A 24,082-nucleotide genomic window follows, 5' to 3' on the forward strand; every position below is an offset into this window, starting at 1 on the left:
CGACGTGGCCTTCCCCGCGGTCGGCGAGGGGGCGGCGAGGCTAGGGGTAGGGCCAGGCGTTCTTGGCGCAGCCGTCCAGGCCGAGCGTCTGCTGCTGCATCACCGGCGCGAGCTCGCCGGGCCCCGGGCACGACTCGTGACCGTTGCCCAGCGCGTGCCCCACCTCGTGGTTCACCACGTACCGGCGGTACGTGGCGACGTCGCCCTTGTAGTCCGGGACGGCGGTGGCCCAGCGGGCCAGGTTGATGACGGCCCGCTCGCCGTAGCGGCAGGAGGTGTACCCGCCGGTGCCCACGCCGGGGCAGTAGGTCTCCATGCTGCCCGGGCTCACCAGCGACACCCGGAACTCGTACTCACCCGCATCCGCCTCCGCGGCACCCACCCGCTGGAAGGACATCTGCCCGCCGTTCCCCCAGGAGCGCGGGTCGCCCAGCGTCTCCTCGACGGCCTCGGCGAACCCAGCGCCGTCGACGTCGATGCCGTCCTCCACCTCGACGACGAAGCGACGCAGCGGGCCGGTGCCGTAGACGGGCGAGCCGCCGTCGACGACCGAGACGGTCCCGGCGCCGCGCTCGACGTAGATCGCGGCGTCGGCAGCCGGGGGCGGCACCTCGGTGGGTTCGGCGTCGCCCTGCGCGGGTGCGTCGGAGGGCCGGCCGTCGTCGGGCAGCGGGAGGACCGACGGCGTCGCGGCCAGCGCCGAGCTGCTCGCGCCGGCCGGATCGGTGCCGGCCGGCCGGTCGACGGCGACGTCGACGAGCGCGACGAGGGTCGCCACCGTCAGGAACGGGATGGCGTAGGCGCGCCACCCGTACCGGCGGACGAAGCCGCGCACGGGGCCGTCGGCCGGGCCCACCCGACGGCGCACCCGGTCGGGGTCGGCGGCGGCGACCAGCGGGCCGCTGCGCGGGCGGGTCCGCGTGCCTCCCGATCGGCTCGGGGAGTCGACCCGGCCGTCGGTGCGGCGTCCCGACACTCCCGACCTCCCTGGTCTCCCGATCGACGTCCGGCCCAGGGTCTCACGCTGCGTGGCGAGTCGGCTGCAGCCGGCAGCCGCCCGGCCCTACGTGGCGTCCAGCGCCTCGAGCATGCCCAGCACGGCCCGCGCCGTCGGCTCCGGCGCCTCGAGCATCGCCACGTGGCCGATGCCCTCGAACACCCGCAGCCGGGCGTCGGGGATGGCGGCCGCCAGCCGCGGGGCCATCGCCGGGTCGACGAGCTTGTCGCGGTCGCCCCAGATGACGAGCGTCGGCTGACGCAGGGCACCGGCCATGCGCCAGGCGTTGGCCCGGCCCACCCGCAGGTAGGAGGTGATCAGCGCGCGCATGTTGCCGGCCAGCGCGCGGTCGGCCCACGGCTGCTCGGCCCGGATGCGCATCTCCTCGACCGCCTGGTCCACCCGCTCCTCGGGCACCTGGTCGGGCCGGCCGAAGCACATCCGGATCATCGAGCGCACGTTCTGCTCCGGGGTGACCCCGGCGAGGCGGCGCTCGGCCAGCGTCGTGGCGCCCGGCAGCAGCAGGAGCAGCAGCGCCCGGCTGAACGCCGGGGGGACGCGGTAGACCGGCATGGCCGGTGAGATCAGCGTCAGCGTGCCGACCAGGTCGGGCCGCCGGGCTGCGACGACGACGCTGACCAGGCCGCCGAGGGAGTTGCCGAGCAGGTGCACGGGCCGGCCCTGCGCCTCGCCGGGCTGCTGCCGGATGTGCTCCAGGACGTCGATCACCGCCCGCACGTGCCCGCGGATCGAGTACCGCCCGCGGGGTGGCGGCGGGGACTGCCCGAAGCCCGGCAGATCCACCGCCCACCCCTCGACGCGGACCGCCAGCAGCGCCGCGAGATCGGTCCAGTTCGTCGAGGCGCCCCCCAGCCCGTGCACGTACAGCGCCCGCTCGTGCGGTGCGCCGGACGGGTCGCCGTCGACCGGTCCGGTCCACGGCGTGCAGCGCACGAAGACCTCACCCCCACCGGCCGGCAGCTGCCGGCCCGGCCACGGGGGCCGGAGGACGGCGGTGCCGGGCAGGGCGGTCGCCGAGTCGGGTGCGTCCCCGAGGGACGACGGCCCGCGGACGTCGGAGCTGGGCATCTCGGGCATCGCCGCGACGGTAATCCAGCGGTGGTGGTTGTGATGCCGCGCACGAACCCGTCGGTAACATCCCCGTGCCATGCAGCCGCCACCTCCCGCCCCCGCAGCGAACCGCCGCACGTCCCGCCTGCCCCGGGGCGCCCGCCGGCTGCAGCTGCTGCGCGCGGCCCAGGACGTCTTCGTCGCCCAGGGGTTCCACGCGGCCGCGATGGACGACATCGCCGACCGCGCCGGTGTCAGCAAGCCGGTGCTCTACCAGCACTTCCCGGGCAAGCGGGAGCTGTACCTGGCGTTGCTCGAGGAGCAGGTCTCCGAGCTGGCGGACCGAGTCGCCGAGGCCATGGCCGCCACCCACGACAACCGGTCGCGGGTGGACGCCGCCGTCGGCGCCTACTTCGACTTCATCGACGCCGACGGCGAGGCCTTCCGCCTCGTCTTCGAGTCCGACCTGCGCAACGACGCCGACGTCCGCACCATCGTCGACCGCGGCACCGGCACCTGCGTCGAGGCCATCGCCGAGGTGATCGCCGCCGACACCGGCGCCGACACCGAGCGGGCCCTGCTGCTGGCCTCGGGGCTCGCCGGCCTGGCGGAGTCCAGCGCCCGGTGGTGGCTGCCCCGCAAGGGCACCGTCTCCCGCGACGAGGCCGTGGCGCTCATGTCGGCGTTGGCGTGGCGGGGCATCTCCGGCTTCCCGCGGATCGACGGCGGGCAGCCGCTCGCCTGAGGCGTTCGCTGTCGGCGCACCCGCTCCGACCGTCCCCCGGCGCCGGGCTGGACTAGCGTTGGGGACAGTCGCGCGAACCGAGGAGGCATCGCCCACGTGGAAGTCAAGATCGGCGTCCAGCACTCCCCCCGGGAGCTGGTCATCGACAGCCCCAAGACCCCTGACGAGATCGCTGCGGAGGTGTCGGCAGCCATGTCCGGCACCACCAAGGACGGCCTGCTGACCCTCGTCGACGAGCGGGGTCGGCGCGTCGTCGTCCCGGTCGACCGCATCGCCTACGTAGAGATCGCCCAGGCCGATCAGCGGCGGGTCGGCTTCATCGCCGGAAGCACCAGCTGACGGAGGACCCCGCTGCCCCTCACGGCTCGCACGCTCGCCGTGGGGCCCTGCACCGGGGCCGGAGGGGGCGTTCCCGCATCGCGGGGACGCCCCCTCCGTCCGGTCAGGGGTTGAGGCCCAGGGTGGTCATGCGCTCGGTGTGCGCGCTGGTGATGCGGTCGATCAGCCGGCCGACGCCGGCCAGGTCACCGGTCCCGCTCATGATCAGGTCGGCCAGCCCGTCGTTCTCGGCGATGACCGCCTGCGAGCGGGTGATGGCCTCCCCGACCAGCCGCCGTCCCCAGAGCGCCAGCCGTCCGGCGAGCCGCCGGTCGGCCTGGATGGCCGCGCGGACCTCGCGCACGGCGAAGTCGGCGTGCCCGGTGTCGGCGAGCACCTCCAGCACGAGGTCCCGGTCGGGCTCGGGCAGGAACGCCGCGATCTCGCGGTAGAAGTCGGCGGCCAGACCGTCGCCGACGTAGGCCTTCACCAGCCCCTCGAGCCAGGTGCTCGGCCGGGTGCTCTCGTGGAAGGTGTCCAGCGCGACGGTGAACGGCGCCATCGCCGCGGCCGGGTCCGCGCCGAGCTCCGCGATCCGCTCGGTGAGCCGCACGTGGTGGCCGATCTCCGCCGCCGCCATCCGCGCGAGCGCGGCCCGGCCGGTCAGCGTGGGAGCCAGCCGGGCGTCCTCGGCGAGCCGATCGAAGGCGGTCAGCTCGGCGTAGGCCAGCACGCCCAGCAGGTCGACGACGGCTCCGGGCTCGGGCTGGCTCACGTGGTCTCCTCGGCTCGGGCGGGCGCAGGAACACTCCCCCCACGAGTGGGGCAGACCACATCATCCGTGCGGCGGGCCGAGGCTAGCCGGTGCCGGGCGCTACCATGGGCCCCGGTGGGCCTCACGGCCTGCCGTGCACTCGTGCGCTGACGACCGTCGGACGACGCCCCCTGCGGGCCGTCTCCCGGGCAGGTCCTCCACCGGACGCCCGGTCATGCTGGCCGCGTCGGCGCTGGAACCCGATCCCGCGACAACCGACCCGGGACAGGTCCGACGCCGCGGATCATCCGCCGCCGGAACCGGTCCCCCGCAGACCAGAGGCGAGACCCCTGACCTCCACCGAGAACGACACCCCCACCCCGGCCGTCGAGCTGGAGCACGCCGAGACCGGCGCTCCCGACCCCGAGCAGCTCGAGCAGTCCGTCGAGTCCCTCGGCGGCGCCCCCGTCGCGCCGGACAGCCCGCTGTTCAGCGACTTCGACGTGCACCCCGACATCGTGGCCGCGCTGGCCGACGCCGGGATCACCCGCACCTTCGCCATCCAGGAGCTGACCCTCCCGCTCGCGCTGGCGGGCAACGACCTCATCGGCCAGGCGCGCACCGGCACCGGCAAGACCCTCGGCTTCGGCGTGCCGCTGCTGCAGCGGGTCACCCCGCCGTCCGAGGGTGGCGACGGCGTCCCGCAGGCGCTGGTCGTCGTCCCCACCCGGGAGCTGTGCGTGCAGGTGGCCCGCGACCTCGGCGCCGCCGGCGCCAAGCGCGGCATCCGCGTGCAGGCCATCTACGGCGGGCGCGCGTTCGAGCCGCAGATCGAGGCCCTGCGCACCGGCGTCGACGTCGTCGTCGGGACGCCGGGCCGGCTCCTGGACCTCGCGCAGCGCGGCGACCTGATCCTGGGCAAGGTCAGGGCGCTGGTGCTCGACGAGGCCGACGAGATGCTCGACCTGGGCTTCCTGCCCGACATCGAGCGGATCCTGGCCATGGTCCCGGAGAAGCGGCAGACCATGCTGTTCTCCGCCACCATGCCCGGCCCGATCGTGACGCTGTCCCGCACCTTCATGACGCAGCCGACCCACATCCGGGCCCACGGCAACGACGAGGGCTCGACGGTCCCGCAGACCACGCAGTTCATCTACCGGGCGCACAACCTGGACAAGCCCGAGCTGCTCGCCCGCGTGCTGCAGGCCCGCGACCGCGGCCTGGTGATGGTCTTCTGCCGCACCAAGCGGACCGCGCAGAAGGTCGCCGACGAGCTGGTCGACCGCGGGTTCGCCGCGGCCGCCGTGCACGGGGACCTCGGCCAGGGCGCCCGCGAGCAGGCGCTGCGCGCGTTCCGCAGCGGCAAGGTCGACGTCCTGGTCGCCACCGACGTCGCCGCCCGCGGCATCGACGTCACCGGCGTCAGCCACGTCGTGAACTACCAGTGCCCCGAGGACGAGAAGACCTACGTGCACCGCATCGGCCGCACCGGCCGGGCCGGCAGCACCGGTGTCGCGGTCACCCTGGTCGACTGGGACGACATCCCCCGCTGGCAGCTGATCAACAAGGCGCTGGACCTGGGCTTCGACGACCCGCCGGAGACCTACTCCACCTCGCCGTGGGTCTACACCGACCTGGACGTGCCCGAGGGCGCGAAGGGCCGGCTGCCCCGCTCGCAGCGCACCCGCGAAGGCCTGGAGGCCGAGACCCTCGAGGACCTCGGCGAGACGGGCAAGCGCAACCGCCCGGCCGGCGGCTCGGATCGCGGCCCGCGCGGCCGCTCCGAGGGCGACCGCCAGTCCGGCGAGGGCGGCGGCAAGAGCCGGCCCCGGCGGCGCACCCGCGGCGGTGGCGCGGCGGCCCAGGGCGCGTCCGCAGCACCCGAGGGTTCCGGTGGCGAGGCCGCCCAGCAGCGGTCCGGCGGCGAGGGTGGCGAGGGACGGCCGCGTCGCCGTCGCCGCCGCCGTGGCGGTGCCGGCCGCAGCGGCGGCGAGCCGACCGCCGGTGGGGGCGCGGAGCCGGCCGCCGGCGCCTGATGGCCAGGTCGCTGTCCGGACCGCCCCTGCGGGTGTGGGTGTGGATCGCGGCCACCCTGGCCCTCGTCGTCGTCGCCGCCCTGCTGTGGCGGAACTCCGACGCGGCGGCCACCGAGAGCACCACGTCCGCACCGGCCGACGTCCCCACCGGGGCGCCGGCCGGTGCCGTCGAGGAGGCCTGGTCGGCCGAGGGTGACGTGCTGCCCGCCGACGTCGTCGAGCAGGGCCGCGTCGTCGTCGGCTCCGACCACGGCGTCCGGGCGCTCGACGTCGTCACCGGTGAGGTCGCGTGGTCCTACACCCGCAGCAACGCCCGGCTGTGCGGCGTGACCGTCGCCGACGGCGTCGCGGTCGCGGTGTTCCGCACCGCCGACGGGTGCGACGAGGCCGTGGCGCTCGATGCGGGCACCGGCGTGCGCGTGTGGACCCGCAACCTCAGCCTCCGCGGGGACGCCGTCATCTCGTCGACCACGTCGATCGTCCTGGCCGCCGGGCCCACCGGCGTCGTCACCTTCGACCCGCGCGGCAACAACATCCGCTGGCGGGCGGCTCCGGCCGACGACTGCCGCTGGCTCGGCGCCGTCGCCGGCAGCGCGGGGGTGGCCGTGCTGGAGCGCTGCGCGGACGACGCCGGGCGGCTGCGCCTGTACGACGGGTTCGAGGGCACCGAGCTCTGGACGACCGATCTGCCGGAGGTCGACGACGCGTCGCTGCTGGGTGCCGACGACCTGGTCGGCGTGCGCGCGGGAGCCGAGGTGCGGCTGCTCGCACCCGAGGACGGTGCCCTGCGCGCGACCCTGCCCGTCGAGCCGGCGGACGCGGCCGCGCAGACCTCGGCCGCCGGGCTGGCGCTGGTGCGCGCCGGAGGCGTCCTGTCGGCCATCGACCCGGCATCGGGCGGCGTCCGCTGGTCGGTGCCGGCCGACGGGCTGCCGGCCGCCGCCCCGGTGGAGACCGGGGAGGTCGTCGTGCCCACCGCGGAGGGCTTCGTGCGGATCGAGACGCCGAGCGGCGCCGAACTCGGGCGGTTCGCGGCCCCCGACCTCCCCTCCGACGGCGTGGCGACCGTCGTCGGGCCGGTCGTCGTCCTGCGGCTGGACGACGAGGTGCGCGGCTACCGCTGAGGCCGAGCCGGGCGGCGGTCCGGGCGACGTTCAGGGCACACTCGGGTACATGGTCCTGCCCGGTGCCCCCGACTCCCCTGCCCCGCCGGCCGTCGCGCCCACCGACCTGCGCCAGCTGGCCGATCACGACGCCTCCCCGCGCACGTTCGAGGGCGGGGCCGGCCCGCTCGCCGCGCTGGACACCGGCCCCGGCGCCGAGGGCACGGTGCTCATGGTCGCCGGCTACACCGGGAGCAAGGAGGACTTCGCCCCGCTGCTGGCGCCGCTGTCCGCCGCCGGCTACCGGGTCGTCGCGATCGACCAGCGCGGCCAGTACGAGTCGCCCGGGCCGGACGACCCCGCCCGCTACTCGGTGGCCGAGCTCGCCGAGGACGTCGTCGCCGTCGCGCGGGTGCTGCGCGAGGAGTCCGGCGCCCCGCTGCACCTGCTCGGCCACAGCTTCGGCGGGCTGGTCACCCGGGCCGCCGTCCTCTCCACCCCGGAGCTGTTCGGCTCGTTCACGCTGCTCGGCTCGGGGCCCGCCCAGCTCACCGGCGGCCGCGCCGAGCTGCTCGACCACCTCGCCCCGCTGCTGGACGAGGGCGGGGTGGAGCTGGTGCACCGGACGATGGAGCAGCTGGCGATGACGGACCCGAAGGCGCAGGCGGTGCCGGCACCCACGCGGGAGTTCTACGCGCGCCGCTTCCTGCGCAACTCCGGGGCGGGCCTGCGCGGCATGGCCGACGCGATGCTGGGCGAGCCGGACCGAGTCGAGGAGCTCCGGGCGACCGGCATGCCCGTGCTGGTGGCGCACGGCGAGGCCGACGACGCGTGGCTGCCGCACGTGCAGGAGGAGATGGCGCAGCGGCTGGGCGCCCGGCACGAGGTGATCGAGGACTCCATCCACTCCCCCGCGGTCGAGAACCCGGCGGCGACGGTGGCCGTCCTCTGCGACTTCTGGAGGTCGGTGACGGCATGACCCGCCTCGCGCCACTCCCCTCCCCCGACGACTGGACCGCCGAGGAGGACCGGCTGGGCTTCTTCGGCCCCGGCAGCGTGACCTGGCGGGTCCACGGGGATCCGGCCTACCACCTCGGCGCCATGCGCTCGCTGATGATCCAGGCCCTGCACCCGGTCGCCATGGACGGCGTGGCGCGCAACTCCGCCGGGTTCAAGGACGACTGGTGGATGCGGATGACCCGGACCGGCCAGTACATGGAGACCGCCGTCTACGGCACGCGCACCGAGGCCCGCCGGATGGCCGCCCGCGTGCGCGGCTACCACCGGAAGCTGTCGGGGGTCGAGGAGACGACCGGCCGGGCGTACCGCGTCGACGACCCCGACCTGCTGCTCTGGGTGCACACCTGCGCGGTCGACTCCATCCTGTCGACCGCGCGCCGGGCCGGTCTCGCGCTGTCCGACGAGGACGCCGACCGGTACGTCGAAGAGCAGGTGGCGTTCGCGCACCTCGTCGGGGTGCCGCTCGAGACGGTGCCGAGGTCGGTGGCGGAGATGGACGCCTACTTCGAGGCGATCCGGCCGTCGCTGGCGCTCACCCCGGCGGCCGTGAAGGGCGTGCGCGACCTGTTCCTCCCCCCGATGCCTGGGTGGCTGCAGGTGCTGACGCCGGCCCGGCCGGTCTGGGGCTCGCTCGCGGGGCTCTGCTTCGCGCTGCTGCCCGCGTGGGCGCGGCAGATGTACTCCCTGCCGGGCCTGGCGCTCACCGACGCCGCGGCGACGGCCGGGCTGCGCGCCTTCCGGGCCGGGTTCCTCGCGCTGCCGCAGCGGGCGTACCGGTCACCGATCGTCCGCGCCGGCTACGACCGGGTCGCCGCGGAGCGCGCCGCCTAGTGCGTCAGGCCGTCGTCTCGTCGTCCTCGGCGAGGAAGCTCCACGGCTCGCGGGCCGGCGTCGCCGCCTGACCGGTCGGGCAGGCGGGCCGGAAGTCGCACCAGCCGCACTGCCGCCCGGGCACGGTCGGGAAGGCGGCGTCGGGGTCCTGCCCGTCGTCCACCGCCTGCAGCGCGGCCGCGATGTCGATCGCGACGTCCTCGGCCCGGCGGGCGTGGTTGGCCAGCGACCGCTCGGTGTGCTCGAAGGACGCCACCGTCCCGGTGGGCACGTGGTGCAGCTCGACCCTCGAGCAGGGACGGCGCAGGGTGCGGCGGACGGCGAGCACGTAGAGGGCCAGGGCCTGGGAGCCGCGCGCCTCGTCGTCGGTGCTGGGGTTGCGCCCGGTCTTGTAGTCGACGACCACCAGTTCCTCGCCGCGCTCGTCGATCCGGTCGACCCGCCCCGACAGCGTCATGCGCTCGGTGGTGGTGCTCACCGTGCGCTCCCGGGCGCGCGGCTCCACCTCGGGGTCGAGGTCGGCGACGAAGTCGGTGAGCCAGCCGGCCGCCCGGGCCCGCCAGCGGTCGGACTGCTCGTCGTCGCGGAACCCCGCCGGCGTCCAGGTCGCGTACAGCAGCTGCCGGGCCGAGGCGGGCGTCCGGCGCTCGACGGGCAGGTCGTACCACTGGGTGAGCACCTGGTGCAGCGCCGTCCCCACCGTGTGGTGGGCGAACCGCGGCCCGCGGGGCGGGCTCGGCCGGTCGACGTTGGCGTAGCGGTAGCGCCGCGGGCAGTCGGAGAAGTCGGCCAGCGACTTGGGCGAGGCCCTCAGCAGCCGCCGCGGTATGCCGGGCAGGACCGACTGCCCGGCGTCCGAGGGGTTGCGCATGGCGCCACCGTAACGAGCGGGTCCGACGGTCCGTGGTCAGTCGCGGAAGAGCGCGGCGCCGGTCCCGGCGGCCACCAGTGCCTCGAACTGCGCGGGGTCGGTGGTGCAGGCGCCGATCGGCGTCGTCTTGTTCGTGCCGTGGTAGTCGCTGGACCCGGTGGTGAGCAGGCCGAGGTCGGCGGCCAGCCCGCGCATGTGGGCCCGTTCGGCGTCGCTGTGGTCGGGGTGGTCGACCTCCACGCCCAGCAGCCCGGCCTCGGCCATGGCCGCGACCGCGGCGTCGTCGAGCACCCGGCCCCGCTTGGTGGCCAGCCCGTGCGCGAACACCGGCACGCCTCCGGCGGCACGGACCAGCGCGATGCCCTGCCGGACGTCGGTGTCGGCCTTGGCGGCGTAGTACGGGCTGCGGGGGTGCAGCAGCGTGGCGAAGGCGGCGTCGACCGACTCGACCACCCCGGCGCGGACGAGGGCCCGGGCGACGTGCGGGCGGCCCACCACACCGCCGGCGGAGGCCTCGACGATCTCGGCCCAGGTCACCGGGTAGCCGTCGGCGGCCAGCGCCTCGACGATCCGTTCGCCGCGGCCCAGCCGCTCCTCCCGCAGCCGCGCCCGCTCGGCTGACAGGGCCGGGGCGTCGGGGTCGAAGAGGTAGGCCAGCAGGTGGACGCTGATCGGCGGCTGATCATCGGGGAACCAGCGGCAGGAGAGCTCCATCCCGGGGACGACGGTCAGGCCCTCGGGACGGGTGTCGCGGGCGGCGGCCCAGCCGTCGGTGGTGTCGTGGTCGGTGAGCGCGATGACGTCCAGCCCGGCGGCCCGCGCGGTCCGCATCAGCTCGGCGGGGGTCTCCGTGCCGTCGGACACCGAGGAGTGGGTGTGCAGGTCGATGCGCATCAGCGCCCAGCCTGCCGCACCGGGGGCCGGCGCGCCGGGCTCACGAGGTCGGGGGCAGCGGCGGGATGGGCGCCGTGTCGTGCCGCACCGGCGACGGCGGCGGCGGTGCTGGTGGGGGTTCGGGATTGCCCTCGTCGTCCCCACCGGCGGCGCCACCCCAGTCGGCGCTGAACAGCAGACCGCTGACCTCCCGGTAGACCTTCTTCGCGTCCGGCATGAACGTGATGTGCCGCAGCGCCTGGTCCTGGCCGGCGGACTCGAACCGGAAGCTGCCGTAGCCCAGGATCTGGCCGAGAAAGGTCTCCTCCCACGTCAGGTCGGTGATCCGGCGCAGCGGCAGCAGGGTGACGGTGCGGACGATGACGCCGGAGGTCAGCAGCACCCGGCGTCGGGTGACGATGAAGTGCCGCATCCACCACTCGCCGACGCGCAGCGCGTAGTAGACGAGGGAGCCGAGCAGCACGACCAGCCCGACCACGCTGGTGACGGCGTTGTCGGGGTCCACCAGGAACAGGACGGCCCCCACCAGGAACACCGGCAGGAACTTCACCGTCGGCTCGATGAGCACCGCCCAGTGCCGCCGGGTCGCCAGCACGACGTCCTCGCCGGGGAGCAGGTACTTGTCGGCGTCCTTGCTGGCGCGGCCGGGCAGCGCCGGGGACGCGGTCATGCCGTGCTCAGGCCAGCGAGCCGACGAACTCGGAGAGGGACGTCGCGGCGTCCCCGAGTGCCGTGCCGGCGGTGCGGACCATGTCCGCGGAGTCCTCCGGGTTCTGGATGACGTACCAGATCGCGAAGGCGACCACGAGCCAGGTGATGACCTTCTTCAGGTTCACCGTCACCTCCGAGGGTGCTGGAATGGGCAGGCCGGAGGAAGCGCCGGCGTGCGTGGGAAGTCCCGCCCGGGCGTGCGGCGGACGCGTTCGTCCCATGGGTAACACAGACCCCAGGGGCCACCACCGCGACGCGCCGGTCGTGGACCGAGGCGAGCCGGTCCGTCACGGAGCGGTCAGCTGCCGGGCAGCAGGTGCTCGCTGGGCGGACCCAGCGGGAGGACGGGGTAGATGCGTTCCCGCAGGTCCAGGAGGCGCGGTTCCTCGGCGAGCAGCCAGGCGGCGTTCATCGGCCAGACCACCAGCCACAGCCACACGCCGTAGGCCTCCCCCACGAACGCGGCGCGGTCGTCGGTGGTCGGCACCGCCCAGAGCGGGGCGCGCTGGCCGGCCGCCTCGACCGCGACCGAGGACGGGCCGGAGATGAACTCCCCGGGGTCCAGCCCGGGCAGGCCGGCGTACCCGCAGCCCACGCCGGTGCCCGGCTCCTCGGCGACGAGCACGAGCTCGGCCGAGCCACCCAGGGGTGCCGGGCCGGCGGTGTCGACGACGATGGCGCGGGCGCCCGGCTCCCCGCCCCAGGCCAGCCCGGTGACCGCCCAGCCGGCCGGCATGGGGTCGGGCACCCACGCCGGCACCCGGGCGTCGGCGGTGACGGCGGCGAGGGCGTCGTGGGCGACCAGCACGGTGTGGTGCAGCGGGGTGACGGCGCCGTGCCGGTGGCACCACGCCTGCGCCGTGGAGCCCGGCCGCACCTGCAACGGCTCGCCGCATCGGGGGCAGACCGGCGACACGCTCATCGGGCAATACCGTCCTGGGACCTACCGGAATCGTCAAGCACTGCCTCCGGCCCGGGTCGGGAACGGCCCGGGCGCGCGGCCCGTAGCGTGCCGGTCATGGCTGCGGAGCTCCCGGTGGTGCCGTGCGTGGGGGCGGTGGTGCTGGACGGCGCCGGCCGGCTGCTGCTGATCCGGCGGGGCCACGCGCCCTCGGCCGGGCTGTGGTCGGTGCCCGGCGGACGGGTGGAGCCCGGCGAGACGCTCGAGGACGCCGTCGTCCGGGAGGTGCGGGAGGAGACCGGCCTGCTCGTGCGGCCCGGTGCCGTGGCCGGGCGGCTGTCGATCCCCGGGGACGGCGTGGTCTACGAGGTGACCGACTTCGTGTGCACCCTGGTCGACCTCGCGGCCGAGCCGGTGGCCGGTGACGACGCGGCCGACGCGGTGTTCGCCGACGCCGCCACGCGGGAGGGGCTGGCCTGCACGCCGCGCCTGCTGGAGACGCTGCGCCAGTGGGGTGCGCTGCCGGCCTGAGGTCTCCCCCGGCCGGCAGCGCAGTGCGACTCAGCCGCGCGGCTTGGGCTCCGGGCGGCCGGGCTGCTCGCCGCCGCGGCTCTCGCCGTAGGAACGCTTGGGCACCATGACCTTGCGGCGGAAGATGCAGACGATCGTGCCGTCCTGCTTGTAGCCGATGGTCTCGACGTAGACGACGCCGCGGTCGTCCTTGGACTTGGACTCGGTCTTGTCGAGGACCGTCGTCTCGCCGTAGATCGTGTCGCCGTGGAAGGTCGGCGCGACGTGGCGCAGCGACTCGACCTCCAGGTTGGCGATGGCCTTGCCGGAGACATCGGCGACGCTCATGCCGAGCAGCAGCGAGTAGATGTAGTTGCCGACGACGACGTTCTTGCCGAAGTCGGTGGTGTTCTCCGCGTAGTTCACGTCCATGTGCAGCGGGTGGTGGTTCATCGTGATCAGGCAGAAGAGGTGGTCGTCGTACTCGGTGACGGTCTTCCCGGGCCAGTGCTTGTAGACCGCACCGACCTCGAACTCTTCGTAGTACCGACCGAACTGCATGAACCGCTCCCGACCTCGACGCGCGTGCGGATCGACCGCGGCAGGGCGGGGACGACCACCGGGGCCCGGCAGCCGACCGAACACCTGAGCTCCGGTGACCCGTCTGGACGGGTCGTGATCCTACGGACGCCCCTCTGGCACGCACGCCGAGTGCCCCGGACGGGCGACCGCGGGGCCGGGCCGGCGTCGCCACCGCCCGGCCGCCGCGGTCGGGCCTCAGAGCAGCGCGCCGATGCGGGCGGCCATGTCGGCCTCGTGCTGCTGGTACGAGCCGGCCACCCCGGTGAGCAGACCGCCCATGCCGTTGAGGGCGTCGCTCACCCCCTGGGCGGACCGACGCCACTGCTCGTAGAGCTCGGTGAACTGCAGCGCCGCCTGGCTGTCGGTCCAGCCGTCGAGCACCGACGTGTTGATGTTGCCGGACAGGGTGGCGTGCCGCGCCGTGCTCTCCGCGGCCTCGGCGCGGCACTGCCCCGCCATCGACTGGAGCGTGGCGATGTCGACCTTCACGCAGATCTCCTCCTCGTCCCGGGACCGTCCCGGTGGGGGCGAACGCTAGGACGACGGAGACGGTTCGGCGCCCGTCCGTCCACAGCCGGCACCGTTGTCCACAGTCTCGGACGGAGCGGCACCGCGGGCGGTCGCGTCCGGCGAGGATGCGCCGGTGACCCCACCTCCGTCCCCCGGCGACCGCCGCACGCGGTCGGCGCGCTCCTGGACGCTCCGCGGAGCCGAGGGCGCCGTCGACGTCGTCGTCACCGCGGACGACGGCCACCGCGTGGCCGACGTCCTGCCCGTCCTACGCCGCGCCCTCGGCGTGCCCGTCGGCGGGCTGTGGTCCGGGGCGGCCCGGCTCGACGCCGAGCTCCCGCTCAGCTCTCCCGCGGTGCGGCACGGAGCACTCCTCGGCCTGGAACCGCCGCCCGCTTCCCCGGCCCCCGTGGACGGGCCGATGGAGCTGCAGGTGGCCGGCGGACCGGACGCGGGGCGCCGCCTGCCGCTGGCGCGGGGAGTGCACGTGGTGGGACGCGCGGAGGGGTGCACCGTGCGGATCCGCGATCCGGACATCAGCCGGCGGCACCTGGAGATCCGGGTCGGCGACGGCGCCGTGGAGGTCCGTGACCTCGGGTCCACCAACGGCAGCCTGCTGGACGACGCCCCGCTGGACGACGTCTTCCGTCCGTGGCCGCCGGCCGCCCGGCTGCGGCTCGGCGCCACCTCCCTGGCGGTCAGCAGCAGCACCGATCCGCCGGCGGTCCTCGAACCGCACGTGGGTGGGCGCAGCGTGATCCGTCCTCCGCACCGGCTGCGCATGCTCCACGAGGAGTGCGAGGTGGCCCTCCCCCGGCCCCCGGCGGAGGCACCCCGTCGGCGCCTTGCCTGGGTCGCGGTCCTCCTGCCGGCGGTCGGGGGCGTGCTCCTGGCCTGGCTGCTGCGCACCCCGACGTTCCTGTTCTTCGCCCTGCTCAGCCCGCTGGTCGCCCTGGGCACGTGGGCCTCCGACCGCTGGACCGGTCGACGCAGCACGCGGCGCGAGCGGGCGGCCTACCGCGACGAGCTGGCCGCCGCCCACGGCCGGATCGAGGCGGCGGTCCGGGCCGACGTCCGGGCCGCGGAGACGGAGCACCCGGATCCGGCGGCGATCGCCGCTGCGGTGCGGCGTCGCTCCGTGCTGGTGTGGAGCCGCCGGTCGGCCGGCTCCGATCCGCTCGTGGTCCGCGTCGGCACCGGGCCGGGGCCGGTCCGGGTCACCCGCCGCGAGGAGGACGGGCGGGCGGAGCGGGAGATCGCCCAGCACGTGCCCGTGTGCGTCGACCTGACCGCTACCGGCGGTCTGGCCCTCGTCGGCCCACGAGAGCAGGCGCTCGGGGCGGTGCGTGCCGTGCTCGCCCAGCTCGTCACCCTGCATGCCCCGGACGGCCTGGGGCTGGTGCTGCTGACCCGCCACGACCGCGTCGCCGACTGGACGTGGGCCCGCTGGCTGCCCCACCTGCCCGCGGGCTGGGTGCACGTCGACGCGGAGGACACCACGGCCGCGTCCGGGGGTTCCCTGCGGTCCTTCCTCGCCCAGGTCGGTCACCCGCGGCCGGATGGCGCGGCCCGCCGGACCGTGGTGGTCGTCGACCGGCAGGTCGACGGGCGGACGGCGGCTCTCCTCCGCGCCGGCCGGGAGGCCGGCATCGCGCTCCTCGCGACCGCGGAGGCGTCCGGAGAGCTGCCGGTCGCCGTCGACGCCTCGCTCACCCTCGCCGGGGAGACAGCGAACACCGGCGTCCTCACCCAGGACCGTTGCGCCGACCGCACCGCCGTGCTCGTCGACCGGATCTCCGTGGACGTGGGCGCCGACCTGGCACGCGACCTCGCCGACCTGGTGCCGGCGAGCGCAGGCGCCGCGCTGGCGGACGAGGTGCGCCTGCTGGAGCTCCCCGGCTGCACGCTCCCCGAGGCGCCGGCCGACGCCACAGCCGGACGCTGGTCGGACGCACGCGACGCGCTCCGCACCACCCTGGGGCGCTCGGCGGACGGGCCGGTGGCCGTCGATCTGTGCCGGGACGGTCCGCACGCGCTGGTCGCCGGGACGACCGGCTCGGGGAAGTCGGAGCTGCTGCAGTCGCTGATCGCCGGTCTGGCGCTGAACCACCCCCCGGACCGGTGCACGTTCCTGCTGGTCGACTACAAGGGCGGGGCCGCCTTCGCCGAGGCGGCCGGCCTGCCGCACACGGTCGGCGTGCTCACCGACCTGGACGGCTCGACCACCGCGCGGGCGCTGCGGTCCCTGTCCGCGGAGCTGTCCCGCCGCGAGGCCCTGCTGGCCGCGCACGGCGTCTCCGACCTGGCCGCGCTGCCGGCGACCGTCGCGCTGGCGCGCCTGGTGATCGTGGTCGACGAGTTCGCCACGCTCGCCGAGGAGCTGCCCGGCTTCGTGCCCGGGCTGATCGGGATCGCCCAGCGCGGCCGCTCGCTGGGGATCCACCTCGTCCTGGCCACGCAACGGCCCGGAGGCGTGGTCTCCCCCGAGATCCGCGCCAACTGCACCCTGCGCATCTGCCTGCGCACCACCGACGAGGCCGACTCCCGCGACGTCGTGGGCACCCCCGCCGCGGCCCACCTGCCGGTGCACCTCCCCGGCCGGGCGCTCCTGCGCCGCGGCAGCGGCGAACCACGCGTGCTGCAGGTGGCGCGCGTCGCCGTCCCGGTGGTGACGACACCGGACGGGCCGGCGGCCCATCGCTGGTCCTGGCCCGCAGCGACACGTCCCGGACGACGGTCGGCCGCCGGACCCACCGACCTGTCCCGCCTGGTCGACGCCCTGTCCCGGGCGGCGGCGGTCCGCGGCACCCCCGCGCCGCACCGCCCCTGGCAGCCGCCGCTGCCCGACGTGCTCGCGCCGACCGACCTCGACGCGACCGCGTCCGGCCGTGCGGCCGAACGGGGCAGGACCGTCCTCCCGATCGGCCTGGTGGACCGACCCGACCGGCAGACCCGCGAACCGCTGCACCTCGACCTGGCCGTCGGCGGCGGCATCCTGGCGGTGGGTGGTCCGCGCAGCGGGCGGACCACGCTGCTGCGCTCGGTGCTGCGAGCGGCGACGGCCCGGCTCGGCCCCGGAGAGCTGCACGTCCACGTGCTGGAGACCGCGGGTGGCGGGCTCAGCGCCGAGGCCGCGGCGCTCCCCCACGCCGGCACGACGATCGGCGGCGGCGACGCGTTCCGCACCGTGCGGCTGCTCGATCGCCTCTCCCGCGAGGTGGAGGCCCGACGGGCCGCACCGCCGGGGCCGCCCGCGCCCCTGGTGCTGCTGCTGGTCGACGGGGCCGAGGCGGTCGGGGCGCTGCTCGACGAGGCCGAGCCCGGCCGGGGATCGGACGGGCTGCTGCGGCTGGTCCGCGACGGCGCCGCGGTGGGCATCACCTGCGTGCTGACCGCCGACCGGGCGCTGCCCGGTGGGCGCCTCGCGGCGGCGGCACGGATGCGGCTGCTGCTGCCGCTCCCCGACCGGGCCGACTACGCGGTCGCCGGCGTTCCGGCGCGTGCCGTCCCGGCGCATCGGCCGCCCGGCCGCGCCCTCCTCGGCGAGGACGCGCTGGAGTGCCAGCTGGCGCTTCCCCCGGCGTCGGCACCCCGCCTCGTCGACCGGCAGGGAGCTGGAGCAGGGACCGAGCCGGTGCGCGTCGTCGACCTCCCGGCCGCTCCCGTCCTCCCGGCGGAACCGGTCCGGGCGGACGAGGCTCCTGCGCGGGAGTGGCGGGTGACCATCGGGCCGGGGGGCGACGACGGCTCCCTGCTCGCCCTCGACCTCGACCGCACCGGTGGGCTGCTGGTCGTCGGACCACCGCGGAGCGGCCGGACGACGGCGCTCGAGTCGATCGCCCGGCGGCTCGCCGGGGACGACGGCGAGGTCGCCCGGTTGTCGCCGGCCTACGGCGCGCCGGCGGAGAGCGGGCCGGAGCGCCGGCTGGACGCGGCGGATCCGACCGCGGTGCTGGCCTGGGCGGAGTCCCTGCGCGGCCGGCGCGGCATCCTGGTGGCCGACGACCTGGGCCCGGTCTCCGAGTACGCCGGGCTCGCCGCCCTGCCCCGGACCGGTGCCGGGACGGGGATCGTGCTCCTGGCGGCCGGCAGTCCCGGGATGCTGACCGGCCACTACCAGGGCCCGGTGGCTGCGCTCCGCCGCGCCCGGACCGGTCTGCTGCTCTGCCCGGGACCCGCCGACGCCGAGGTTCTCGGGATCCGCCTGCCGAGGTTGCCGCTGCCCGAGCGGCCGGGCAGCGGCTGGCTGGTCGTCGACGGGGTTCCCCAGCGCGTGCAGGTGGCCCGGACAGCGCCGGATCGATGACCGGCCTCAGAGCAGCTCGAGCGCCGGCCCCAGCTCCTGCGTCGCGTACCAGGCCAGCTCGTGCCCTTCGGCCTGGTCGACGACGAACTGCGCGTCCTCGCTGCCGAGGTCGGCCTCCAGGACCACGTTCACCGCGGCCCGCACGTCGTCCTCGGCCTCGCTGTCGTCGATGTGCGCGCTGGCGACGTCCCGCATCCGGATGTCGGCGCGGACCCGCACCGCGCCCCGCTCCACGTGCGGGTCGTCCATCACCTCCACCTGGTCGTCCGGCACGTCGGCGGCGAGGACGACCCGCCGTCGGACGGCCGTGGGATCCACGTCGAGCAGCCGGAGGCTGGCGCGCGCCGCGGTCAGCAGCGCGGCGTACTCCAGCTCCTCGAGGTCGGCGGAGGGGTCGCTGCGCTCGTAGAACTCGCGCAGCTGCGGGGTGACGGCGAACGCCGTGTGCGGGCCGGTCAGCAGGCCCTCGTCCAGCAGCGTCCGCAGCACGGACGTGGTGGTCGGCAGGTACACGCGCACGCCGGTTGCCTCCTGTCGTAGATGGAACGGCGACGGTATCCCGGACGCCGGGTCCGTCAGCCGGCCGCCTCCAGCAGCTCGGCCACCTGCTGATGGGTCATGTCCGCGAGCACGTCCACGTCGCCGACGCTGTCCCGGTCGGCGTTGAAGCCGAAGAACACCGTGCCGTTGTAGCTCGTCATCCCGATGGACAGCCCTTGCCCGCGCGCCAGGGGAACCACGGGGAACACCTCCTGCATCTGCGCGCCGGCCGCGTACAGCGGCACCTGCGGACCGGGGACGTTGGTGATCACCAGGTTGAACAGCCGCCGCGACAACCCCCGGGCCGCGCGCGCTCCCAGTGCGTGCAGGGTCGGCGGTGCGAACCCGGTGAGCGCGATCAGGCCGTCCGCGGTCACCGAGCGGCCCGGGTCCCCGATGCTCCGCATCGCGTAGCCGAGCCGGGCCAGCCGCACCCGGGGGTTCGGCTCGCCCACCGGCAGGTCGACCAGGTGCGAGGTCACGCGACTGCCCGACCCCCGCTCGTCGTCCTGCAGCGAGACCGGCACCAGCGCGCGAACCGTCGTCCCGGCGACCACCGGCTCCCCGCGCGAGAGCAGCCACTCACGCAGGGCCCCGGTCAGCACCGCCAGCAGGACGTCGTTGACGGTGCCGCCGTGCGCCGCGCGGATCCGCGTGAGGTCGCCGAGCCGAGCCCGCGCCACCGCCACCCGCCGCTGCCGGCTGACCGGCCCGTTGAGCGGGGTGCGCGGGGCCGGGAGGAGCGTCGACCGCACCGCGCGGAGCAACCCGCCCGCGACGCCCCCGATCCGCACCGCGGCCGAGCGGAGGTCGGTCGCCGCGGCGTGCCGCACGGCCACCAGCGAGGAGGGCCGCCGGACGTACTCGTCCAGGGCCTGCAGGACCAGTTCCGCGTTCCCCGGCGCCCGGGCGGGGTGCCACTCCACCGGCTCGGGCGGCACCGCCTCCGGGTCGACGTCGAGGAGCACCTGCCCGATGTCGATCGCGCTGAGCCCGTCGACCAGCGCGGGGTGCGTCTTGGTCATGACGGCCACGCGTCCGCCGCTCAGCCCCTCGATCAGGTAGGCCTCCCACAACGGGCGGTTGCGGTCCAGCGGCCGGGACTCGAGCCGCGACACCAGGTCCAGCAGCTGCGCCTCGGTACCCGGCCGCGGCAGCCGGGAGCGCCGCAGGTGGAGGGCGAGATCGAAATCCCGGTCGTCGACCCACACCGGATCGGCCAGGTGCCCGGGCACCTCGGCCACCCGCTGCCGGTAGCGGGGCACCAGCGGGAGCCGCGCCTCGACCAGCGCCGCGAGCGCGTCGAGGCCGCCGGGGGGCGCGTCCAGGATCAGCAGCCCACCGACGTGCATGGGCGTGGCCGGCTCCTCGAGGTACAGGAACGAGGCGTCCAACGGGCTCAGCCGCTCGACCATCGAGCTCCTCACGGGTCGGGGGCGAGCGTCCACGCTACGACGAACCCCTGCGGCCCGACACCGCACGGATCACCCCACCCGGCGGATCCCCCGCAGACCCCGCCGGCCCGACACCGGCTCCGGCACCTGCGCGAGGACCGCGGCCATGCTCCGGAGCCCCGCGCGCAGGGCCGATCCCGGTCCCACCTCGGCCAGCGTGCGCCCGGCGGCGAGGGCGGCGTCGGTCGCCCGGCGGTCGGCCGGGAGGAAGAAGGCGACGTCCCGGCCCGAGAAGCGCTCCAGCGCCGCGGAGATCTCCCGCTCCGGGTCCCCGGCGACCGGGCCGCGCCGGACCTGGTTCACGACCAGCACCGGCGACACGTCGGGCAGCACCTCGCGCAGGTCGTCGAGCGCCCGCACGCAGCGCTGCAGTGCCACGGGGTCCGCGCCGCTGACGCACAGCACCGTGTCCGCGGCCTCGAGCACGGCCAGCGTCGCCCCGTTGCGGCGCGGTGCCGCCGTGTCGAAGGAGAGCTCCTCGTCGTCCTCGAGGTTGAAGGCGCAGTCCACGACCGTCAGCTCCGCCAGCCGGCGGGCCTCCTCCAGCACCGTGGTGACGGCACGGGGGCGCAGCTCCGGCCACCGGTCGGCCCGCGCCAGTCCGGTCAGCACCCGCAGCTGCGGACGCACCGACCAGGCCAGTCGGACCAGGGCCGCGGAGTCCAGCGTGCCCGCTCCGGCCTGCCGGGCCGCACCGGCCAGGCCCGGGGAGTCGTCGAGCAGACCCAGCACCTGGGCCACGACCCCGCCGTAGACGTCGGCGTCGACCAGCAGGCTGGAGACACCCAACCGGGCCGCCTCGTCGGCGAGACCGACCGCCACCGTCGTCCGCCCCGGTGCACCCGTCGGCCCCCAGACCGCGACGAGCCGGCCCCGTCCGACGGGACGCTCCTCGTCGGGCGCCGGCAGGCCCAGGGCCGGCAGGGCGGACTGCGGATCGGCGATGTCCCGCGGCGCTCCAGGGGCACCCGCCACCGCCTCCCGCAGCGCCTGCGCGATGACCTCCGCGTCGGAGTCTGCGGGGAGCACGTGGGGCACCCCGAGCTGGCGCAACCGCTCCGCCGCCTTCTCGTCGCCCGGCTCCACCAGGCCGACGACGGCGACGCCGGCAGCCGCGAGCCGGGCGACCGCGTCACCGTCCAGCCGGCGCAGCTCGGCGGACAGCAACGCCGCCTGCCCGGTGCCGGTCGCCGCGGCGGCGAGCAGCTCCGAGACGTCCACGCAGCGGCGCACCACCGTGACGCCGTGGTCGGACCGGTCCAGCGCACCGACCAGCGAGGACTCCCACGCGGCCCCGGTGACCGCCGTGAACACCTGGACGGCCATCAGCCGGCCGGCCTCGTGGACGGCGTCGCGCCGGACGGACCGCTGCCGGCCTCCGCCGATGCGGACTCCACCGAGTCGTGCACCACGACGACGAGCGGTCGGCCGCCGATCGCGGCCAACACGTCGGCCGCCTCGTCCCGCGGCACCGACACGACCACCTGGACGGTCGTGGTGGGCGTGGAGAGGACGCCCTCGGTCCGGCCGGAGAGCGCCTGCACCGGCGCCCGCTCGACGACAGCGGTCACCGTGCCGCCGGTCGCCTTCGTGTCCCCCACCGCCGGGTCCGCCACCGCGTAGACGTCGACCAGACCGCCGCGCCGGAGCCCCGGAGGCACGTACCCGGCCTGCACCGGCAGGGCCACCTGGACCAGGTCCTCCGGCTCGTCCAGGACGGAGCCGGGGACCAGCTCACCAACCCGGACGGCCCGCGCGAGGGTGCGCCCCTCGGGCCGGGTCGCGGTGGACAGGTAGGCGTCCGCGGTGTCGTCCAGGCGCACCTCGACGGCGACGAGGTCGTCCGCGTCGAGCTCCGTGCCCGCGGCCAGGTCACCCGAGGCCGCCCACACCGGGACCGTGGCATCGGCGGCACCGACCACCCGCGCGCCGAGCAGCACCGAGCCCAGGACGAGCAGGACGCCGAGCAGGAGCCGGAGGTCCAGCCACCGCGGTGGGCGGACCCGGCGCGGCGCCGGCCCCGGCGGGAGCGCGGTCGTGGCGGGCGGAGCTGGACGGACGGCGGTCACAACGCGCTCACCTCTCCTGCGCGTCGACCTCACGACGCGGCGCGTCGCCTGCTGTCGACGCGACATGACGGCATTCGGGTGCAGATGATGCGTCATGGATGCGTTCGCCCGCTCGCGTCATCCACACGTTCGGGTGTGGACAGCCGCTCCGGGTCACCGGTGCGGCTGACAGACTGGCGGCACCGGATGGAGAGGACCCCATGCCCACGCCCCGCTTCCTGACGCTGGACGACGTCGCCGAGATCCTCAACGTGTCGTGGTCGCAGGCCTACGCGCTGGTGCGTCGCAAGGAGCTCATCGCGATCCAGATCGGTGGGCGCGGCCAGTGGCGCGTCGAGGTCGACGAGCTCGAGCGCTTCATCCAGCAGAAGTACGCCGAGGCCCGCGGCAGCACGATCCCGGCCGAGAACGCGGACGCCGAGTAGCCGCCCTCGCGCCCGGCAGCACCGGCCGGGCGACGCTCAGCCCAGACCCGGCTGCGCCGTCCGGACCACCACCACGGCGTCGATGAGCACCGTCCGGACGCCCTGGACCGCCGCGGCACGGCGGTGCAGATCGGCTGGGTGCTCGGCCAGCTCCAGGTAGTCCGCTCCGACCCGGTCGATCGTCCCGTTCAGCGACGTGCCCTCGTCGAGGACGATCCGGACCGCTGCCCGGTCGCGGGCCAGGCCGCGCAGGGCGCGGCGCAGGTCCAGTCGGCCCGCCACCCATCCCGGCTCCTCCGGCGCGGCGGTGCGCCGGCCCACGCCGCCGACCGCACGAACCGCCGCCGTCGCCACGAGGAGCTCCCGGCCCGCGTCGTCCAGGAGCAGCCAGTCGCTGCCCACCTCGCTCACCGTGCCCGAGACCTGGCCGGCACCTCGGCAGAGCAGGACGACCGGCGAGCCGACCGCTCCCGCGAGCCGGTCGACGAAGCGCACGCTCCCCAGTTCGTGCCGCGCCCGCGACGACGTCTCCGCCCGCTCGGCCGCCTCCTGCTCGGCGTCGAACCGGGCCTCCAGATCGGCGAACAGCTGCTGCCAGCGCACCGCGACCACCTCCATCCACAGCTTAGATTGCTGCTTTGACTTGCGTTTGCTTGCATTTGGTTGCTTTCATGGCCGCTGACCAACGTCGAGGAGGCCGCATGTCCCTGCGCCGATTGCTGAGCACCACCGCCGCCATGGCCGCCGTGGCCTGGGTGCTGGCGGTGCTGACGCCACCCCTCGCCGACATGGCGGGTGACCTCCTGGACGCCCAGCGCACGGCCGACTCCGCCGGGCCCGAGGCCCTCGTGCTCGCAGGCGCGGGCCTGGCGGCCTGGGGCGTCTGGGCCTGGGGGGCCGTGGGGCTGCTGCTCACCGCCGCGTCCGCGCTGCCCGGGATGGCCGGGCAGGCCGCCGACGTGCTCACCGGGGTCGTCCTCCCCCGCGCCGCCCGCCGCAGCGCAGCCCTGGCACTGGGCATCGGGCTGGGGGTCACCGCCCCGATCGCGGGCACCACGCTCGTGGTGGTCACCGCACCCGCCGCGGCAGCGGAGACGGCGCCGGTCCCGGACTGGCCCGGCGCCCACCCGACCACCGGCGCGCTCCCGGACTGGCCGGGGGCTGCCGGCGATCCCACGGCGCCCGCGGCGTCCGCGGCGTCCGCGGTGCCCGACTGGCCGGCGCCTCCCGCGACCGGCGACCACGTCGTCGTGCGCGGCGACTGCCTGTGGGACATCGCCGCGGCCCACCTGTCCGGCCGGCTCGGCCGGACCGCCACCGCCGCCGAGACCGCCCGGGCCACCTCCGCCTGGTGGACCGCCAACGCGGCAGTCATCGGTCCCGACCCCGACGTCCTCCTCCCCGGGCAGGTGCTGCGCCCACCACCCGCGTGAC

Annotated in this window: 25 protein-coding genes; 10 read left to right on the plus strand and 15 right to left on the minus strand. The window is 75.9% G+C overall.

Features of this window, described 5'->3' with window-relative positions; all coding sequences use genetic code 11:
• Positions 1-40 precede the first annotated feature (40 nt).
• Positions 41-976 (minus strand): DUF3152 domain-containing protein, encoded by a 936-nt coding sequence (locus DQ239_RS02535; RefSeq protein ID WP_233488668.1) that lies wholly within the window; start codon positions 974-976, stop codon positions 41-43.
• Positions 977-1,063: 87 nt separating this feature from the next.
• Complete coding sequence (locus DQ239_RS02540; protein ID WP_113832711.1) at positions 1,064-2,095, minus strand: alpha/beta hydrolase; 1,032 nt, start codon at positions 2,093-2,095, stop codon at positions 1,064-1,066.
• Positions 2,096-2,165: 70 nt separating this feature from the next.
• Between DQ239_RS02540 and DQ239_RS02545 the strand changes: the two genes are divergently transcribed.
• Together DQ239_RS02545 and DQ239_RS02550 are read left to right on the plus strand one after the other, a co-directional pair.
• Positions 2,166-2,813, plus strand: a complete 648-nt coding sequence (locus DQ239_RS02545) for a TetR/AcrR family transcriptional regulator (protein ID WP_113832712.1) — start codon at positions 2,166-2,168, stop codon at positions 2,811-2,813.
• A gap of 96 nt (positions 2,814-2,909) precedes the next feature.
• Positions 2,910-3,152 carry a DUF3107 domain-containing protein gene (locus DQ239_RS02550; protein WP_113832713.1) on the plus strand — a complete coding sequence of 81 codons (243 nt, stop codon included), beginning with the start codon at positions 2,910-2,912 and terminating at the stop codon, positions 3,150-3,152.
• 103 nt (positions 3,153-3,255) lie between these two features.
• Here the strand turns inward: DQ239_RS02550 and DQ239_RS02555 are convergent, their stop codons facing one another.
• Positions 3,256-3,906 carry a ferritin-like fold-containing protein gene (locus DQ239_RS02555; RefSeq protein ID WP_199582541.1) on the minus strand — a complete coding sequence of 217 codons (651 nt, stop codon included), beginning with the start codon at positions 3,904-3,906 and terminating at the stop codon, positions 3,256-3,258.
• 482 nt (positions 3,907-4,388) lie between these two features.
• Between DQ239_RS02555 and DQ239_RS02560 the strand changes: the two genes are divergently transcribed.
• From DQ239_RS02560 to DQ239_RS02575, 4 genes are read left to right on the plus strand one after another with little or no spacing between them, the layout of a single operon-like run.
• A complete protein-coding gene (locus DQ239_RS02560) occupies positions 4,389-5,921 on the plus strand; it encodes a DEAD/DEAH box helicase (RefSeq protein WP_233488669.1) in 1,533 nt (510 codons plus the stop codon).
• Positions 5,921-7,045 (plus strand): PQQ-binding-like beta-propeller repeat protein, encoded by a 1,125-nt coding sequence (locus tag DQ239_RS02565; RefSeq protein WP_233488670.1) that lies wholly within the window; start codon positions 5,921-5,923, stop codon positions 7,043-7,045. The genes DQ239_RS02560 and DQ239_RS02565 overlap by 1 nt, the downstream gene beginning before the upstream one ends.
• A gap of 49 nt (positions 7,046-7,094) precedes the next feature.
• Entirely contained in the window at positions 7,095-8,003 is a 909-nt protein-coding gene (locus DQ239_RS02570; protein WP_113832715.1) for an alpha/beta hydrolase, read from the plus strand.
• Positions 8,000-8,875, plus strand: a complete 876-nt coding sequence (locus tag DQ239_RS02575) for an oxygenase MpaB family protein (protein WP_113832716.1) — start codon at positions 8,000-8,002, stop codon at positions 8,873-8,875. The genes DQ239_RS02570 and DQ239_RS02575 overlap by 4 nt, the downstream gene beginning before the upstream one ends.
• 4 nt (positions 8,876-8,879) lie before the next feature.
• Here DQ239_RS02575 and DQ239_RS02580 read toward each other — a convergent pair whose 3' ends face one another.
• From DQ239_RS02580 to DQ239_RS02595, 5 genes are all read right to left on the minus strand, one after another.
• Positions 8,880-9,746 (minus strand): PD-(D/E)XK nuclease family protein, encoded by an 867-nt coding sequence (locus DQ239_RS02580; protein WP_113832717.1) that lies wholly within the window; start codon positions 9,744-9,746, stop codon positions 8,880-8,882.
• 36 nt (positions 9,747-9,782) lie between these two features.
• The gene (locus DQ239_RS02585; protein ID WP_113832718.1) at positions 9,783-10,640 is read right to left on the minus strand and encodes a PHP domain-containing protein; all 858 of its coding nucleotides are present in this window, start codon (positions 10,638-10,640) and stop codon (positions 9,783-9,785) included.
• 40 nt (positions 10,641-10,680) lie between these two features.
• Positions 10,681-11,310, minus strand: a complete 630-nt coding sequence (locus tag DQ239_RS02590) for a PH domain-containing protein (protein WP_113832719.1) — start codon at positions 11,308-11,310, stop codon at positions 10,681-10,683.
• A gap of 7 nt (positions 11,311-11,317) precedes the next feature.
• Entirely contained in the window at positions 11,318-11,476 is a 159-nt protein-coding gene (locus DQ239_RS20260; protein ID WP_233488672.1) for a hypothetical protein, read from the minus strand.
• Between the two features lie 173 nt (positions 11,477-11,649).
• Positions 11,650-12,273, minus strand: a complete 624-nt coding sequence (locus tag DQ239_RS02595) for a DUF6758 family protein (protein ID WP_113832720.1) — start codon at positions 12,271-12,273, stop codon at positions 11,650-11,652.
• Positions 12,274-12,369: 96 nt separating this feature from the next.
• On the opposite strand from DQ239_RS02595, the gene DQ239_RS02600 reads away from it, so the two are divergent.
• Positions 12,370-12,783, plus strand: a complete 414-nt coding sequence (locus DQ239_RS02600; protein ID WP_113832721.1) for an NUDIX domain-containing protein — start codon at positions 12,370-12,372, stop codon at positions 12,781-12,783.
• A 30-nt stretch (positions 12,784-12,813) separates the two neighbouring features.
• Here the strand turns inward: DQ239_RS02600 and DQ239_RS02605 are convergent, their stop codons facing one another.
• Both DQ239_RS02605 and DQ239_RS02610 read right to left on the minus strand, forming a co-directional pair.
• On the minus strand, positions 12,814-13,323 hold the full coding sequence (locus tag DQ239_RS02605; protein ID WP_113832722.1) for a MaoC family dehydratase: 510 nt from the start codon (positions 13,321-13,323) through the stop codon (positions 12,814-12,816).
• A 216-nt stretch (positions 13,324-13,539) separates the two neighbouring features.
• Positions 13,540-13,833 (minus strand): WXG100 family type VII secretion target, encoded by a 294-nt coding sequence (locus DQ239_RS02610; protein WP_091766067.1) that lies wholly within the window; start codon positions 13,831-13,833, stop codon positions 13,540-13,542.
• A 154-nt stretch (positions 13,834-13,987) separates the two neighbouring features.
• Here DQ239_RS02610 and DQ239_RS21250 point away from each other — a divergent pair, with 154 nt between their 5' ends.
• Positions 13,988-18,160, plus strand: a complete 4,173-nt coding sequence (locus DQ239_RS21250; RefSeq protein ID WP_113832723.1) for an FtsK/SpoIIIE domain-containing protein — start codon at positions 13,988-13,990, stop codon at positions 18,158-18,160.
• 6 nt (positions 18,161-18,166) lie between these two features.
• Here the strand turns inward: DQ239_RS21250 and DQ239_RS02620 are convergent, their stop codons facing one another.
• From DQ239_RS02620 to DQ239_RS02635, 4 genes are all read right to left on the minus strand, one after another.
• The gene (locus DQ239_RS02620) at positions 18,167-18,679 is read right to left on the minus strand and encodes a hypothetical protein (RefSeq protein WP_113832724.1); all 513 of its coding nucleotides are present in this window, start codon (positions 18,677-18,679) and stop codon (positions 18,167-18,169) included.
• A gap of 56 nt (positions 18,680-18,735) precedes the next feature.
• Positions 18,736-20,115 carry a wax ester/triacylglycerol synthase family O-acyltransferase gene (locus tag DQ239_RS02625; protein WP_113832725.1) on the minus strand — a complete coding sequence of 460 codons (1,380 nt, stop codon included), beginning with the start codon at positions 20,113-20,115 and terminating at the stop codon, positions 18,736-18,738.
• Positions 20,116-20,184: 69 nt separating this feature from the next.
• Complete coding sequence (locus DQ239_RS02630; protein ID WP_113832726.1) at positions 20,185-21,480, minus strand: chromosome partitioning protein; 1,296 nt, start codon at positions 21,478-21,480, stop codon at positions 20,185-20,187.
• Positions 21,480-22,223: an SAF domain-containing protein gene (locus DQ239_RS02635; RefSeq protein WP_113832727.1), complete on the minus strand. Its 744-nt coding sequence runs from the start codon at positions 22,221-22,223 to the stop codon at positions 21,480-21,482. The genes DQ239_RS02630 and DQ239_RS02635 overlap by 1 nt, the downstream gene beginning before the upstream one ends.
• 200 nt (positions 22,224-22,423) lie before the next feature.
• Between DQ239_RS02635 and DQ239_RS02640 the strand changes: the two genes are divergently transcribed.
• Positions 22,424-22,648: a helix-turn-helix domain-containing protein gene (locus tag DQ239_RS02640; RefSeq protein WP_113832728.1), complete on the plus strand. Its 225-nt coding sequence runs from the start codon at positions 22,424-22,426 to the stop codon at positions 22,646-22,648.
• Positions 22,649-22,684: 36 nt separating this feature from the next.
• Here the strand turns inward: DQ239_RS02640 and DQ239_RS02645 are convergent, their stop codons facing one another.
• Complete coding sequence (locus tag DQ239_RS02645) at positions 22,685-23,251, minus strand: hypothetical protein (protein WP_113833276.1); 567 nt, start codon at positions 23,249-23,251, stop codon at positions 22,685-22,687.
• Positions 23,252-23,349: 98 nt separating this feature from the next.
• Between DQ239_RS02645 and DQ239_RS02650 the strand changes: the two genes are divergently transcribed.
• On the plus strand, positions 23,350-24,081 hold the full coding sequence (locus DQ239_RS02650) for a hypothetical protein (protein ID WP_113832729.1): 732 nt from the start codon (positions 23,350-23,352) through the stop codon (positions 24,079-24,081).
• The last annotated feature ends 1 nt before the right edge of the window (position 24,082 follow it).

Origin of the sequence: Blastococcus sp. TF02-09 (assembly GCF_003319105.1) — a bacterium.
Taxonomy (GTDB): Bacteria; Actinomycetota; Actinomycetes; order Mycobacteriales; family Geodermatophilaceae; genus Blastococcus.